The following is a 14857-nucleotide window of genomic DNA, read 5'->3' as shown; positions in this document are numbered from 1 at the left end:
TCGGACCCAGGTGATAACGAGAACCCTTCGGACCCAGGTGATAACGAGAACCCTTCGGACCCAGGTGATAACGAGAACCCTTCGGACCCAGGTGAATATCCATGGCCTAACTACTAAAATATATTGTCTGATAACAAGCCCCGCTGTGAGAAGGATGGCATCCTTCTCACAGCGGGGCTTTGAAAAAGTCGTTGTTTTGTTGCCTTGAGCAATAGAACAACGACTTTTGTGCCTTTACGTAATGGTCAGGGCCTCACTTCTAAGCTCATTTAGCTGCTGCTAACTTCATCATTCGTTCACATTTACAAAAATGGCTTTCAGAATGAATTGTTTTTGTTTGAAATACGGAACCATAGGCTCACCAGCCTTTCTTACTTATTTTGTTACCGTTTTTCAGTGCCCTCTCTTCTCAAGGTTCTCTCTTTTTCTAGTATCTAGCAACGGATAACTCTATTTTCATATAAAATGGGTCATTCTGATAGGACCTTCATCCATGCAAAGCTGGAAAGCTCACATAGTATGGCTGTGAAGGAGGAATGATCACATGAGAAAACTAGTTCATGCTTCACAGACTTACCCTCGCCTTACGGTGTATGAGGATGAGAACTACAGAGGGCGTAGCAGAGTATACACAGGTAATCTTGGCATTCGGAATACGGATGCGATCCTGGACGGAATTGAGAGTCTCCGCTTCTTCTCGACCAACAGCAATGCTACTCTAGTACTGTTCACGAGAACCCGCTTCAGAGGCAACTTCCGCGTGCTGCGCGGTAACCACAGCATCAGCGATCTGGAGGACTACATCAACGGCAATGATGTGGAATCTCTGATCGCCACCAACCAGCGTCTTACACTCACCCAAATACGGAACATTCGCAGCAGTGGCGATCTGCCCTCTGGCTACCGTCTGATCTGACTGTCATTCCTCAGACAACATCCTTCTTAACGGCTCCCTTTGGGGCCGTTCTTTTTTCGAGCTGCATGACACAGCATTCCGGTTAATTCTACAGTTCTATGGGTATATATGAACAGGTACTATATATCCGACCTTATCCCCATACATAGGCTCTTATTTCATACCTACGGCTTAATTTTGGCCGAAATTGGTCACTAGGTTTTGCCAACGCTGATAGAGTTCCCTTAAAATATTCATATTGTTGTTTACATTCCAGTCCATAAGAGGTGCAGAACATGACGAAAATTATGGTCCCTCCCGAACGTCTGGAGGAGGTCTCCAAGCAATTTGCGCAGGCTCGTGAGATGGGGGCTGAAATCTGCGGACGTCTTTCCCAGCATATTCAGATGCTAGAGAGTGGCTGGGCAGGAGCAACGCAGGAGCGATTTTACCACGATTTCCAAAGAGCACAATCTCAAATGTCATCCTTCACTCAGACTGTGGCCTCGGTCAGCACCCAGTTGCATTCCATCGCCGTCAAGTTCAGCGAGACTGATGCCGAGCAGGGGCCAGGGATTGGCGCTCAGGCCGGGAATGCTCCGAATCCAGGAAGCAGTAATGCTGCTCCATCCGGCCCCGATGCTGTGGACCGCACAATCCAGGGGGCTTCGGATTTGAATGCGGTGCGCGGCAATCTATCCTTCTGGGGAACGGCTATCTACTCCGGGCTAGCTACCTCCCTGGTTCTGAGCAAGACCGTTCACTTCAAGACAAGCCTCAAAAATCCGACACGTACTGTCATTCATAATGCTGCTTGGGTTAAGGGCAAGGGAAATAATCCGTTCATGGCCAACCTTGGAAGAACATTGAATCGCCAATTTGCCAAACCTGGCTTGATCATGAAGGGACTGAAGGGCTTCGACCGACTCGCAGGCAAGCTACAGGTCGGTAAGCTGGGGCTTGGCTTTAGCAAGGCGAACAGCTTCAAGCAATGGACACGCAATGTCATCGTGGGTGTCGAGAAAGGGCGCTACGGGATCGCCACCAAAAAAATACCCGGCATGATCGCCAAGAAGCTGTATCCGATCAATGCGACTATGAATATTGTCGGGGAGGGCATTAGCCTCGCTGGCAAAATAAAAAATGGCACCATCACAGGTACTGATGTTGCCGTGTCCGCTTCGAATGTAGCGATTAAGACTGTCTCTACCTATGGTGGTGCGGTTGTCGGCGGCAGCATTGGCGCTGCTATTGGTGGCCCCATCGGTGCTGCTGTAGGCTCCTACGTCGGGGGTACAGTTGGCAGCTATTTGGGCGGCAAGGCAGCGAAACTAGCGGAAAGTGGCATTCGCTGGGCCAGCAAGCTGTTCAAATAGTGCAAGGCAGCTCTAACCTCACATTTGATATACAAATGGCGACCATTTACCTGTTTGAATAAATCGAAAATGTATGAAGGAGAATGACATGGAGAATCCAACCGTTGTACTCACACTGGAGGAATTAGGGTTCATGTTGACTGCGCTTGGCGCAGAGGACATGGCTTCAGGCCTGCTCAAATCCTACTATGGTGACCTGAGCGAGGACCGCTGGGAACTGCTCTTTCAGGCAGCTACACACAGCTTGATGTCCAAGGGCTTCATCGCAGACCTGAATGAGGAAGAGCAGCAGATCGAATTCGATCCTGAAATCGTCGGGATGCTCGCTCATATGGCCCAGAGCCGGAGCATGCTGCGGGGACATCGAGACAATCAGACGAAGGAACATACTTTGACACTTCATGAGCAAGAGGGCAAATACCTCTATCATGTATCCAGCAACAATGAGCTGCACTTCTTCCGGTGGTCCTCTCCTGACGAGTGGTATGGCCAGATTAATGAAGTGTTTGGGCTCCGCCCTCTTGCCTTCAGATCCGATAGCCGAGGCGTGAGTCTTAACGAAGCACAATGGGAGCAGCTAACATCCCCTGGATTTACGATGAAGCTGACCTCCGATTGGAATGTTGGCGAGCAGGGTGAGCAGGTGCTATTGAATTGGCATAAGGACTTTCACAACAATGGGAATAGTCTCGATAATCTGAGCCGGATGATCTATGATGATTCAGATACAGATGGCCCAACGGTCACGGGGCTACTCTTCCTTCTGCAAGGAAGCAATGATATCTGGGTGGTACGCAACACCGAGTCTGACATGCAGGCACCTCCAGCACTTCGCATCGAGAGCGTCACGGAGCGGGAGTGGAGGGCGCTGATCGCTGATTTCACCGAGCCATTCCGGCAGAAAACAGAGCTTCATGGATAATATCAGCTATCGCAAATCGCTAGCATTTTGGAAAATGATGGGCAGCCTGCTATTCGTGGTTGTCTGTATATTACTTGTGCTGATTGTATTTTGGGATCGTGAAATATCCAAGATCCAGATTTTCTTCTGCATTAGCTCAGCGATGCTAGGCATTCCGTTCTTTGGCGGCTATCTTGTCGCATCAGCCAGCAAATGGCTACGGAAGGATACCCGTCTGCTCATATACGATCAGCATCAGATCACAGACGGTGTACGCTCCGTCCCTTGGAATGCTGTGGCCAGACTCGATTACAGAGGAGCGTCCTTCCAAAAATGGATGCTACCGAGGTTTCCCGCTTATATTTTTCATTTGAAGGATGGGAGCAAGTGGGAGGTCAGCACGTATTACATGCTGAATGATGAGGAATTCGCCAGCAGCATCAAGCTACTGCGCTCACTGATCTCACGCAGCAGGCAGAAAAGCAAGAAATAATCGGATTGCACTCGTGCTCACACAGTAGCTTGCAAGTTAGCTATGCACCTCTCCCTCTCACATGGGTCCTGCATCTAAATCTTACACATAGACCATTCACATTACGCTCATTTCCTGACCAACACACACATGCCCGCAGCTGGACTTTATTCCAGACTTGCGGGCATGTCTTGTCTTATGTTATTCAGTCTTCCTCTATGACACCCAGCAATCTATTCTTCTCCTTGAAGCGCTCATTATGCGAGGATACATAAGCCTTCTTCGGGGCCTCCGGGTCGATGAACAGCTTGGCGCTGTTGACGGCCAGTACAGCATCAGTGATAGCTCCCGCAATGAGGTTAACCTTGCTATCGTAGACAGCAAAGTCACCTGCACCGAAAATCCCAGGCAGATTCGTATGCAGCTTGGCGTTCACGTACAGGAACCAATCATCCATGTTCAGCCCCCAATCTCGAATGCCACTAAAGTCGGAGGCTAGACCATGATTGACGATCACAGCATCTACCTGCAGGCTTGTCTGATCGCCGGATTCTTTGTGCTTAATATGGACCTGATCTATTGACTGACCATCTGAGCTGCTTAACTGGGTCACCTCATAGGGAGTAAGCACGGCTACCGAGGAATTCTTCATACGAGCCACCTGCTTCTCATGGCCGCCGAATTCGTCGCGACGATGGACAACTGTAACTTGCTCTGCAATGGGCTCCAATTCGTTGGCCCAGTCTACAGCCGAGTTGCCGCCACCAGAGATCAGCACCTTTTTATCACGAAAGCCTTCCAGCTCTTCCACTGTATAATGCAGATTCGTCACTTCATACCGCTCAGCCCCGTCCAGCTCCAGCTTGGCCAGCTTCAGAATTCCACGTCCGATTGCCAGAATAATCGTCTTGGTCCAATGCCGTTCCCCTGCTTCTGTGACGAGAATATAGGTCCCGTCTTCACAGCGCTCCAGATGCTTGACATGCTGCCCAAGCACAACCGTCGGCTCGAAGGTCTCCGCCTGCTGACGCATTTGTCCTATAAGATCATTGCAGAGGATCGGCGGAACACCACCCACATCCCATATCATTTTCCCCTTGTAAATGAGCATCCGTCCGCCCAATTCCTCCTGAGCCTCCAGCAACTTGGTCTTCATATCTCTCATTCCGCTATAAAAAGCCGCGTACATCCCCGCAGGGCCGCCGCCAATAATGGTCAGATCGTATAACTCCAGATTCTCCGTCATGATGAAAGAGTCCTCCCCTGAGCAAATGTTCAATCCAGTTGATATTGATAATTATTATCATTGTCATGAACATCATATAGGGGATTTGGTCCATTCGTCAATTATTGGATGAGACAGCTCTGGCAAAATAGCACTTATTTGGCACTAATCGTACTATCAGCATAGGCAAAGGACTGCTCATGCTGCAGGAGCCATTCCTTGCGCCACAATCCTCCAGCATAGCCTGTCAGCTTACGGTTCGAGCCGATAACCCGATGACAGGGAATGATAATGCTCAGCCGATTCTTGCCATTCGCGTGGCCAACAGCACGGTTCGCCTTGGTGTTGCCGATCTGACCGGCAATGTCCTGATAGGAGCATGTCTCGGCGTAGCCAACCGTACCCAGTGCTGTCCACACCTTTTGCTGAAATTCTGTCCCTTGCACCCTATAGGGAACAGTAAAGACTTGCCGCTGCCCCTTAAAATATTCATTAAGCTGGATCGCGCATAATTGCAGTGCCCCTGGCGCTCCCTCCATCCCGCTCATCATATCCATCGACGCAGGTTCATCAACGAACATAATGGAGAGCACCGCCTCCTCTGTACCTTGAATCTCAATAACACCGAGCGGTGATTCGTAATATAGCTTATCCACGTTCATCATATAGTGACCTCCAAAGGTAAAATGTAGCGTAGGCCTGCCAGCCTGTCCAGCGGGCGCCCCATGCCTCAAGCTCGACCATTTCAGGCTTATGCGGCAAGTTCAACTGGGCTTTCATTGCCTGATGCAGTCCTGCATCCGCTATGGGGAAGGCGGAAGGATCTCGCAGACATTTCATTCGCACATAATCTGCTGTCCATGCACCTACTCCCCGGATCGCCAGCAACCTGTCACGTGCCTGCTGTGGGCGAAGCTGTAGCAGCTCCGTTTTGGACAATGAGCCTTCTGCGAGCTCCCGGGCAATTCCGATAATATATTCGGCCTTGCGGGTCGTGAACTTCAACGGACGTAGATCCCCCGGCTCCAGAGCGGCAATCTCCGCTGGTTCCGGGAATAACCAGCACTGCTGATCATTGAAGTGGATAGCTCTTCCATACTGTTGTACCAGATTCCGCTTCATTCTATAAGCAAGTCCAAGGTGAATCTGTTGACCAGCCACTGCCCACACCAAGGCCTCGAACAGCTCCGGAATGCCAATAACTCTCAAGCCGCGATAACGCGCGACCAATGGGGCCAGCAGCGGATCGTTGGTACACAATTGATAATACGCAGCCAGATCCTTGTCCAGATCGAACCAATCCATGACATACTGCGCGGCTAGTGCCCGCTCAACAGCGCTCGGCTCCTGCTCTGGGAACGTTATATGAAGTGTGCGGTCGTTCGAGTAAGTAATCTTCAATAGCAGTATACTGTCTGCTTTACCAAGTCCTGACCGCTCTGACAAGGGTAGTGCCTTATAGATGCATTCCCCCTGTATCGTATGCATAATCTCTTCGTCCGATCGACTTAAGAATACAAGGCATTCGCTATAGCTGAAATCCAGCGGCGGTATAATCTCGATATATTCCTGTCTATCAATCCATGAGGGTTGGGTTGCACTCATTAGAATTCCTCCTGTATTCGCCTGGTGAGCAATGCTTCAGACGACGAAATGCCTTGTAAAAATGCGATGTGCTCTGAAAGCCGCAATCGTAGCCAATCTCCAGATTGGAGCGCTGCGTATGCCTTAGCAGATAAGCCGCCTTATCTATTCGTATCTGCTCCAGATATGTCCTTGGTGTCTCGTCCGTCTCCAGCTTGAACACTCTGTCCAGATAAAAAGGGCTCACCCCAACATGTGCGGCTACATCCTCCAGCAGGAGCCTCCGCTTGTAGTTCTGTATCAGAAATGCAGAGGCTTGGCGGACAAGAGTGACGCTTGGTGAATCCGCCTGATCAGGCTGACATCGCTTGCATGCACGATAGCCTGCTTGCTCTGCCTGCTGCATATTCGTGTAGAATTCCACATTCATTTTCTTGGGCTTTCGGGAGCGACAGGAGGGACGGCAGTATATTCTGGTAGTCTTCACTGCCGTATAAAAGATGCCATCATAATGACGGTCACAAGCCATAATTCGCTCCCACATCTCCTCAAATGACAGTACAGCCTCTCCCATGGTCCCCCTCCTCTTTGTGTGATGATTGATCCATCTGATGTGTCTATTCTAGCAGGGATGAGCGCCGCGTGTGTCCTCATTCTTGCGCTTATGGTCTAGACACCTCATGCTCAAGTGGCTGCCATCCGTCTTCCTAGCTCTTCCATGATTGACTTGATAAAGGAACGTGTGTTCTATATAATATACTAAAAAACTACACCGATTCCAGAATAGAGATCGGTAAGCGTTGCAGAGGCTACCGCGTTCATGTTACCAAGAGATATGCAGAGCATGTTATTGTTATTAAGTTGTAAGTCGAATTGAAGTCGGATAGCAATTCTATGTCTGATTGAGTCCTCACGCTGACATGCACGCCGATATTCTTATCGATAATCATATGGAGATGATGATGAGATGGATGACCAATTTATTAGACAGCTGCGTAATACCGGAAGGCAGGACAAGGAGAGATCCGAGCTGCTGATTACAGGCCTGAAGGAGGAGCTAAGGCAGCGCAAGCAGGAGAATCCACTCCAGCGCTGGCTGCGCAGCCGTAAGCGGCGGAAGAATATAGAGCACACCTTCAGGCAATGAACCCGTTACAGCGCAGCCTTTTCTATCTTAAAGTAAGAGCATAATTAAATAGTGACATGTCCATGATGAGGCTTCCCATACAGGGCGGATTGGATTAGTATAATCAGGTTCATGGACGATTTCCAATCACTTTTGCCACAGGAGCTGATTCAGTATGTTCAGTGAACAAGAAAAGGAAGCATTATACAAGGTCATCTATACCCGAAGGGATATACGAACGTTCGTGGATAAGCCTGTTCCCTCAGAGGCAATTAGCCGCATATTAAATGCTGCTCATCACGGCCCATCGGTTGGATTTATGCAGCCCTGGAATTTCATAGTCATCACTAACGAAGCTGTCAAAGCTCGTCTCGCCTGGGCAGCAGACAAGGAACGCAGAGCATTGGCCATTCATTATGAAGAGAATCGGAAGGAAGAATTTCTGAATCTGAAAGTGGAAGGTCTTATGCAGGCACCACTGACCATCTGCGTGACCTCCGATCCTACACGAGGCGGGTCTCATGTGCTGGGCCGGAATTCCATACCCGAGATGGATCTGCTGTCCACCGCTTGCGCGATCCAGAACATGTGGCTGGCAGCCTGTGTCGAAGGCTTGGCTCTTGGCTGGGTAAGCTTCTACAAGAAGAACGACGTTAGAGACATCCTGAGCATTCCACCTCACATTGAGCCTGTTGCCCTGTTGTCTATCGGATATACAGACCACTATCCCTCCAAGCCGATTCTAGAGTTGTCCAACTGGGCCAGTAGAAGGGATCTGCAAGGACTGATTTTCCATGACACATGGGGTCAAGGCCGAGCAGAAGACCTGATATAATCAGCATCCTGCTCAACTCGCTAGTACGCTAAGTCGCTGAGCGCTTCAGGATGTTGGATGTATGGCGACTAGACACTTCTACGTTCACAGTGAGCAGAGAAATTTAAGTGTACATAATTACAACAAGACCAGTCACGGAAGTCCATGACTGGTCTTTGTAGTGTGGACAAGCCTTTTGCGTAAATTCCACTCGAATTAACCCTTTATCGCTCCCTCAGCAATGCCATGCATAATGAATTTCTGGAAGAAGGAATAGATAACAATTACGGGAATCGCCGTCAAGACAAGCGCCGCCAGAATAAGCGACCATTCCTTAGTGTACTCTCCAAATAACGCATTGGTAGATAGAATCAAGGTGTAGTCATTGGAATCGGTCAGCATAAGCAAAGGTAGCAGAAAGTCATTCCATATCCACAGAAAGTCCAGTATGGCGATCGTCACCGAGATAGGCAGCAGTAGCGGGAAAATGACGCGGAAGAAGGTCTGCAGCTGATTACAGCCATCAATCACAGCCGCCTCCTCCAGCTCACGAGGAATCGACTTGACGAAGCCATGATACAGGAAGATCGCCATATTCACGCCCAGTCCGATATAGATCAGTGCCAGTCCGTAGGTGCTACCGCTAACATTCAACGTCTTGGCCATACGAGTCAACGGGATCATCATGGAGTGAAACGGTACGAGCATGGATGCGACGAACAGCGAGAAGATAAAGGCGCTTATTTTTCCCGGTGTTCGTGACAGCTTATAGCCCGCCAAGGAGGAGCACAGGATAATTCCCCCAATGCCTAGTACCGATACCACCGTCGAATTAATCGTGCTCTGCACCAGTTGGATTCGTTCGAAGGCTTGAATGTAATTATCAAAATTCAGTGTTGTAGGTAGAGAAGTAAAGGAAGCGAACATCTCTCCCTGGGTCTTGAACGAGTTAATAATTGCCATATAGACCGGGAAGAAAGAGATCACAGCCCCCACACTCAGGAATACGCTGATCAGTATGGAAGACAGTCTGCGAGCCTTCATGCCTCCACCTCCCGCTTCTTCATGGCACCAATCTGGATGAAGGTAATTATTAATACAATCACGAACAAGATGACAGACTTGGCACTTGCATAACCATATCTGAAGTTGTTAGAGAAGGCCTCCTCATAAATGTTCATCGTAATGACCTGCGTGCTGCGTCCTGGTCCACCACCTGTCAACCCATACACGACCTCGAATACCTTAAAGGCACCATTGAGTGTCAGGAAGAAGCAGATCGTAACAGCATGAGAGATCAGCGGCATCGTAACATGACGGAAGCTCTGCAGCGGTGTCGCACCGTCAATCAGTGCTGCTTCCTTGATACTTTGCGGTACACCCTGCAATGCTGCCAGATAGATAATCATCATATAGCCTACACCATTCCAGAGTGAAACGATGAGAATCGAGTAGAAGGATACGCTCGGGTCACCAATCCATAGCTGATCGAGTAGTGCCAGTCCTGTCTTCTCCGCCAGCTGTGGCAGCACTTGCGAGAAGATAAAGGTCCACATGAAGGCACTGATAATGACACTGATCATATTGGGCATGAAGAAGATGGTGCGAAAAAATCCTTTCGAGCGGGTTCTCGTCTCGATTAATGTCGCCAGCAGCAGTGCAAAAGCATTCTGAAGCACGACCATGAACAGTACATATTTCAAAGTGAACCATAGTGAATTCACGAAATCCGGGTCCTCGCGCAGTGCCTCCGTGAAGTTCTCCAGACCGATAAAGGAATAATTCTGATTCAGTCCGTTCCAATCCGTAAAGCTGTAGTACATGCCTCCCAGCGTAGGAATGAGCAGGAATAAGGCATAGATTACAAATGCGGGCGCCACGAAAGCGAGCAAGGAGAGTAAACGGCGATAGCTACCTCCAGTCACACAAATCCCTCCTTCTCACGATTAACGGTTCACCTTATTAAAGGATTTCCAAGCTTTGTCCAATGCGCTAATGACGTCATCCTGATTAATCTGTCCTGCATAATAAGACTGCAGTGCTTTTCCGGCCTCATCCTTTACAGCTTGCGGAATCGTAGGGTCCTGTACAGACTTGCCTTCCTTCACATAGGCTGTTGCTTCATCCACCCACGGGAAGTTCTTATACGTGTGAATCGTAGCAACTGGATTGAACTTCACGGATTCGAAAAAGGAATTCGACTCTTTGTCATCCAGCATAAAATTCAGGAATTCCTTGGCGAGCTCTTTATTCTTGCTTGCAGACGAGACAGCCAGCGATGTCGATGCACTCAGGTTAATCAGCGTTGCGTCCGGATTATCGTTCAGTGGCAGTGGAGCTACGCCAATCTGAAGATCGGGATTGGATTTGAGAATCGTCTCGGCGTACCATGGACCTTGCAGCCACATTGCCGTTTTACCTGCGGCGAAGGAGGCGGCACCGTCATCGGCGCTAGCTTCAGTAGCCTTCGCTGTTCCATTTGCATTAATCAGATCGAACACATCGAAGATTGCGGTCTTCATTTCGGCAAATGAGCCCTCATCCTTGCCCATCCGATCTACAAAATCAGGATTCTCTGTCTTCACCATCCCACCTACAGCCAACGGTAGTATGAGCTGAGGAACCCAAGCCTCCTTGTACGACAGCTCAAATGGAGTGATGTTGCTAGCCTTCAGCTTCGCAATCACCTCTTTCATTTCGGAGAGAGTCTGCGGTGGAGTTAAGCCTTGTTCCTCGAAAATTTTCTTATTATAGAGATATCCCCATGACAGCGTTTCCAAAGGAAGAGCGATGATCTTCCCATCTACACTGGTTACTGACGGCTTGACATTGTCGAGTAGCTTGGAGGCGAATGGCTGATCTGACAGATCCTCCAGATAGCCTGCTTTATAGAAGGAAGGAGACTCATTCACGGCATGCAGTGCGAAAATATCAGGCCCATCATTAGAAGCCAGTCGGGTCTTCAGGATCTGTGCTGCATTATCGGCTGTAGGCATCTCCAACTGAACATCTACATTTAAATTGTTCTCAGCCTTCTGCTTGGCAACGAATTTGGCAATATAGCTATCGTACTGCTCCTTGAAACGTGGCTGGGCAACGAACATTTTGAGAGTTACGTTCTTCACACCATCCCCGCCCTGACTGGATGTATCCGTACTGTCCGTTCCCGTCGAGCCGCACCCTGCGAGTAAGCCTGCTGTCAGAATCGTACACAGCATTCCGGTCCAAAGTTTTCTCATCTTGATGACCTCCCTAAGCTTTTCATTGTGATGTCTATTGTGTTTTGGTTACGCTTTCATTATAGCCGCTAGGGGATTCCTTGAAATTGGACAGTATTGTTCTCTTGGATTGGATATTATTAATTAGGCTTTATTAATCAGGCTTTATCCATTACGCCTCATCTCGCCAGGAGCTATACCGAAATGCTTCTTGAAGACACGATAAAAGTAAGTCACATCCTCATAACCCACCATTTCTGCTACGGCCTTGATCGGCATATCCTCATCAGCCAACCATTTGCGAGCCTTATTCATGCGCTGCCGAATAATATAGTCATTCACTGTGCAATCGAATCTCTGCTTGAACATTTTACTCAGGTACTCCTTGCTAACATGGAAAGCTTGTGCAATTCCTTCCAGCGAAATAGTCTTGGCAAAATGCTCATCAATATAGCCCTGCACCTCATCCAGATTCAGTCTGAATCTCATCCGTCGCTGCTCCTGCAACAGACGTAACGCCTTCAGATAAGCCTTGCACAGTTGCCTGTGCACAGCATCCAGCAAAGCTGCTGCCTCCAGCTCGCCCTGAACTTGAAGCTCCGCCCCCTCACGTAGCTCGCGGATCTCCGCCTCACATTCCACCTCGTTAGCTTGGCATAGCTCCTCCAGCTCCAGCCTTAGCTCGTAGATGACCTGCTTCAGGGAGTCGGGCGTGAGTGCAGTGCTGGCTGCTAATTCATCGTGAAGCTGGCGGAATACAGCTAGCAGCCCCTCCTCGTCCCAGTGCTTGAAGCCCGTTTGGAACAATCGCTTATAAGGAAGCAGCAGTGCCGTGACTCTGGAGTCATAGTTCAGTCCCACCGTTCGGACTAGGGTCTGCCGAATGTCCTCTCTACATTTGTTCAATACATTATTCAACTCCTGCGGGTCGATCGGCTTCAGCAAATAATCCACAGCACGATGCTTGATCGCTTGTCGTGCATATTCAAAATCATCATAACCACTAACGACGATCACTTTAGTGTCAGCATACCGTTCCCGGATACGGCCCATGAGCTGAACGCCATCCATGGCTGGCATTCTCATATCTGTAATGACGATATGCGGCCGCATAGCCTCAATTTGTCTCAGCGCCTCCTCTCCATCAGCGGCTTCTCCGACCACCTCCATCTCAAGAGCTTCCCATTGTCCCAGGCTGCGGAACAGCTCACGGTTCCAACTCTCATCATCGACGATTAATACCTTGATCATCCAGCCACCTCCACAACAAAATGTACAAGCTTGTCACATGCCGAACACGCAGCTCTGTTGAACCAAATGAATCTGTTCCATACAGATCACACAGAGAACGTAGGTAGATTGTGATTATCCATATGAAGTTCCCTTTCTGGTAGACCAAGAGTCCAAATGCTGATGGGCAGGAATATGAAGGTATACTGTCGTGCCCTGACCAGCGCTACTCTCCATGGAGATTCCATACTCCTCACCAAAATGCAGCCGAATGCGTGCAGCCACATTATGCAGCCCTATTCGGCTGCCCTGACGCCACAATTGTCCATCCTGCTGCTCAAGGCGCATACGCACCTCATTCAGTCTGTCTGCGCTCATACCAACACCATTATCGCGGATTGCTATCGTAAGCTTGCTTTCCTCTTTGTACGCCTTAATCTCCAGCTCCCAGGTACCTTGCCTAGGCTCTAAGCCATGAAAGAAAGCATTCTCAACCAGTGGCTGCAGGCTAAGCTTGGGAATAGCGGCCTTGAGCTCTTCCTCGTCTATGCTCACCGTATAATGCAGCTGATGAGCGAAGCGCTGCTGCTGAATCTTCATATAATTGCCCAAATGCTTGAGCTCTGCACCGAGATTTGTCAGATCCTCCGGCTCGCGAATCACATAACGGAACATATCACTAAGTGATCTGACAATCTCATAGCTCTCCTGCGGCTGCTTGGCAAAAAGCATGCTTCCGATCAGTTGTAGCGTATTCTGCAGAAAATGGGGATTAATCTGGGACTGCAGCGCTTTTAGCTCAGCTGTATTTTTCTCAAGACGCATAACGTATTCCTTGCGGACCTGCTCTTTGATTCGACGGGACATCTGATATAGTCTCCGCTCCAGCATACCGATCTCATCCGTGCGTGTACTACCTGGTCCTGTATTGCCATGAATGGGGTCCAAATCTCGCAAGGAACGTGCCAATGTGACAATGGGAGTTGCCGTTCGCCACGCCAGAAATGCCGCTACCACTACCGCAAGCGTCGCTGCAAGAGTGCCTACCAGCAGTCCTGATCGCATGGTTGTCCAGGCGCTCTGGTTAATTACGCTACCAGGAATCAGAGATACAATTCTAAGCCCAGTCGATTCAATTGCGCTGTAGAATACGTAATTCTCCCCCTCCTTCCTATATCCATCTTCAGGCTCAGTGATAAGACTGCTTGCTAGCCCTTGAGGTATCGAGGCCTCACCACGTGAGCGATATAATATTTGTCCATCGGTGTCGGTAATGAGTACGGTCATTTCATTTTGACGCCCCAGCAGCTCCAGTGTCTTGTCCACAGCATCCCAGCGAATATCCAGTGAGATCGCCCCCAGCTTCTCCTTGTTCTCGAATCGATTAATGCTGCGAATGAGCTGAAAGCGCCCAGCGTCCTGCGGGTCGGTACGAATAAGAACATCCTTGTGCTGCTCTAGCAAAATGCTGTATATATCCGGAAGCACGGCTGGAGTTCGCATCGAGCTGGTGGAGGCATTCACTACGAACAGATGGCGAGTGTCTTTGGCATAGAGCCTAACACCAAGCACCTGATTTCCGGCGGAGTAGTACATATTCGTGAGAGAATCGGTAATATCTCGTTGAGCCGCGAATTTTCTGGATAAGTCTGCTTCCTCGGATGCTCTCAGGTAGCCATCTAGATATGGATTGATTAGCATGGAATAGATGAGCTGATTCCAATCTGCGAATTGCTCATCCAGATAGGAGGCGGTCCATTTCATATTGGACAGGTTCGTTCCGATAATCTCCATTTCCATTGATCTGCGATTGTTCTCAGTAGCTACAATGGTCAGGATCGCAATGGGAATAACCGCTACCAGGATCATGGACATCAGAAGACGACTTCGTATACTGTGCCGAAAGGGAATGCCCAGCTTGCCGCGCCATAACCTCATCACCTCTCACTCCCATCTCATCTTGATTGCACTGCGAATGGCTTAATGGATACCTAGTTAATATTTTAGTTAAAAAGC

General features: G+C 49.2%; 15 protein-coding genes. 6 read left to right on the top strand and 9 right to left on the bottom strand.

Features of this window, described 5'->3' with window-relative positions:
* Positions 1–544: 544 nt before the first annotated feature.
* From K331_RS0109725 to K331_RS0109710, 4 genes are all read left to right on the top strand, one after another.
* Positions 545–916: a hypothetical protein gene (locus tag K331_RS0109725; RefSeq protein ID WP_018884888.1), complete on the top strand. Its 372-nt coding sequence runs from the start codon at positions 545–547 to the stop codon at positions 914–916.
* 275 nt (positions 917–1191) lie between these two features.
* On the top strand, positions 1192–2271 hold the full coding sequence (locus K331_RS0109720) for a WXG100 family type VII secretion target (RefSeq protein WP_028590158.1): 1080 nt from the start codon (positions 1192–1194) through the stop codon (positions 2269–2271).
* 88 nt (positions 2272–2359) lie between these two features.
* Positions 2360–3193, top strand: coding sequence for a hypothetical protein (locus K331_RS0109715; protein ID WP_028590157.1), 834 nt, complete (start codon positions 2360–2362; stop codon positions 3191–3193).
* On the top strand, positions 3186–3665 hold the full coding sequence (locus K331_RS0109710; RefSeq protein WP_028590156.1) for a hypothetical protein: 480 nt from the start codon (positions 3186–3188) through the stop codon (positions 3663–3665). The genes K331_RS0109715 and K331_RS0109710 overlap by 8 nt, the downstream gene beginning before the upstream one ends.
* A gap of 184 nt (positions 3666–3849) precedes the next feature.
* On the opposite strand, the gene K331_RS0109705 is transcribed toward K331_RS0109710, so the two are convergent.
* The 4 genes from K331_RS0109705 to K331_RS0109690 all read right to left on the bottom strand — a co-directional run bounded on the left by K331_RS0109705 (position 3850) and on the right by K331_RS0109690 (position 7027).
* A complete protein-coding gene (locus K331_RS0109705) occupies positions 3850–4890 on the bottom strand; it encodes an NAD(P)/FAD-dependent oxidoreductase (protein WP_028590155.1) in 1041 nt (346 codons plus the stop codon).
* 134 nt (positions 4891–5024) lie between these two features.
* Complete coding sequence (locus K331_RS0109700) at positions 5025–5534, bottom strand: methylated-DNA--[protein]-cysteine S-methyltransferase (protein WP_028590154.1); 510 nt, start codon at positions 5532–5534, stop codon at positions 5025–5027.
* Positions 5518–6474 (bottom strand): DNA-3-methyladenine glycosylase family protein, encoded by a 957-nt coding sequence (locus K331_RS0109695; RefSeq protein WP_084165424.1) that lies wholly within the window; start codon positions 6472–6474, stop codon positions 5518–5520. Before K331_RS0109695 ends, K331_RS0109700 begins: the two co-directional genes overlap by 17 nt.
* A complete protein-coding gene (locus tag K331_RS0109690; RefSeq protein WP_028590152.1) occupies positions 6446–7027 on the bottom strand; it encodes a bifunctional transcriptional activator/DNA repair enzyme AdaA in 582 nt (193 codons plus the stop codon). The genes K331_RS0109695 and K331_RS0109690 overlap by 29 nt, the downstream gene beginning before the upstream one ends.
* Before the next feature lie 393 nt (positions 7028–7420).
* Here K331_RS0109690 and K331_RS0109685 point away from each other — a divergent pair, with 393 nt between their 5' ends.
* Together K331_RS0109685 and bluB are read left to right on the top strand one after the other, a co-directional pair.
* Positions 7421–7600, top strand: coding sequence for a hypothetical protein (locus K331_RS0109685; RefSeq protein WP_028590151.1), 180 nt, complete (start codon positions 7421–7423; stop codon positions 7598–7600).
* A 154-nt stretch (positions 7601–7754) separates the two neighbouring features.
* Positions 7755–8414, top strand: a complete 660-nt coding sequence (bluB, locus tag K331_RS0109680; protein ID WP_028590150.1) for a 5,6-dimethylbenzimidazole synthase — start codon at positions 7755–7757, stop codon at positions 8412–8414.
* Positions 8415–8609: 195 nt separating this feature from the next.
* Here bluB and K331_RS0109675 read toward each other — a convergent pair whose 3' ends face one another.
* The 5 genes from K331_RS0109675 to K331_RS29225 all read right to left on the bottom strand — a co-directional run bounded on the left by K331_RS0109675 (position 8610) and on the right by K331_RS29225 (position 14779).
* The gene (locus tag K331_RS0109675; RefSeq protein WP_028590149.1) at positions 8610–9437 is read right to left on the bottom strand and encodes a carbohydrate ABC transporter permease; all 828 of its coding nucleotides are present in this window, start codon (positions 9435–9437) and stop codon (positions 8610–8612) included.
* Entirely contained in the window at positions 9434–10318 is an 885-nt protein-coding gene (locus tag K331_RS0109670) for a carbohydrate ABC transporter permease (RefSeq protein WP_018884899.1), read from the bottom strand. Before K331_RS0109670 ends, K331_RS0109675 begins: the two co-directional genes overlap by 4 nt.
* Before the next feature lie 21 nt (positions 10319–10339).
* Positions 10340–11632, bottom strand: a complete 1293-nt coding sequence (locus K331_RS0109665) for an ABC transporter substrate-binding protein (protein WP_028590148.1) — start codon at positions 11630–11632, stop codon at positions 10340–10342.
* Between the two features lie 144 nt (positions 11633–11776).
* Positions 11777–12862: a response regulator gene (locus K331_RS0109660; protein ID WP_028590147.1), complete on the bottom strand. Its 1086-nt coding sequence runs from the start codon at positions 12860–12862 to the stop codon at positions 11777–11779.
* A gap of 114 nt (positions 12863–12976) precedes the next feature.
* Positions 12977–14779, bottom strand: a complete 1803-nt coding sequence (locus tag K331_RS29225; RefSeq protein WP_036634516.1) for a cache domain-containing sensor histidine kinase — start codon at positions 14777–14779, stop codon at positions 12977–12979.
* Between the last annotated feature and the right edge of the window lie 78 nt (positions 14780–14857).

The sequence above is a fragment of the Paenibacillus massiliensis subsp. panacisoli DSM 21345 genome (assembly GCF_000426545.1).
Taxonomy (GTDB): domain Bacteria; phylum Bacillota; class Bacilli; order Paenibacillales; family Paenibacillaceae; genus Paenibacillus; species Paenibacillus panacisoli.
Note: the sequence above shows the minus strand (reverse complement) of the source record. Positions and strands in the feature narration are given on the sequence as shown.

Bases quoted from the DNA above. Each gene is read 5' to 3' on its own strand.
- K331_RS0109685 (WP_028590151.1), top strand. From the start codon at position 7,421: ATGGATGACCAATTTATTAGACAGCTGCGTAATACCGGAAGGCAGGAC.
- K331_RS0109725 (WP_018884888.1), top strand. From the start codon at position 545: ATGAGAAAACTAGTTCATGCTTCACAGACTTACCCTCGCCTTACGGTG.
- K331_RS0109675 (WP_028590149.1), bottom strand. From the start codon at position 9,437: ATGAAGGCTCGCAGACTGTCTTCCATACTGATCAGCGTATTCCTGAGT.
- K331_RS0109665 (WP_028590148.1), bottom strand. From the start codon at position 11,632: ATGAGAAAACTTTGGACCGGAATGCTGTGTACGATTCTGACAGCAGGC.
- K331_RS0109690 (WP_028590152.1), bottom strand. From the start codon at position 7,027: ATGGGAGAGGCTGTACTGTCATTTGAGGAGATGTGGGAGCGAATTATG.
- K331_RS0109715 (WP_028590157.1), top strand. From the start codon at position 2,360: ATGGAGAATCCAACCGTTGTACTCACACTGGAGGAATTAGGGTTCATG.
- K331_RS29225 (WP_036634516.1), bottom strand. From the start codon at position 14,779: ATGAGGTTATGGCGCGGCAAGCTGGGCATTCCCTTTCGGCACAGTATA.
- K331_RS0109695 (WP_084165424.1), bottom strand. From the start codon at position 6,474: ATGAGTGCAACCCAACCCTCATGGATTGATAGACAGGAATATATCGAG.
- K331_RS0109700 (WP_028590154.1), bottom strand. From the start codon at position 5,534: ATGATGAACGTGGATAAGCTATATTACGAATCACCGCTCGGTGTTATT.
- K331_RS0109660 (WP_028590147.1), bottom strand. From the start codon at position 12,862: ATGATCAAGGTATTAATCGTCGATGATGAGAGTTGGAACCGTGAGCTG.
- K331_RS0109710 (WP_028590156.1), top strand. From the start codon at position 3,186: ATGGATAATATCAGCTATCGCAAATCGCTAGCATTTTGGAAAATGATG.
- bluB (WP_028590150.1), top strand. From the start codon at position 7,755: ATGTTCAGTGAACAAGAAAAGGAAGCATTATACAAGGTCATCTATACC.
- K331_RS0109705 (WP_028590155.1), bottom strand. From the start codon at position 4,890: ATGACGGAGAATCTGGAGTTATACGATCTGACCATTATTGGCGGCGGC.
- K331_RS0109720 (WP_028590158.1), top strand. From the start codon at position 1,192: ATGACGAAAATTATGGTCCCTCCCGAACGTCTGGAGGAGGTCTCCAAG.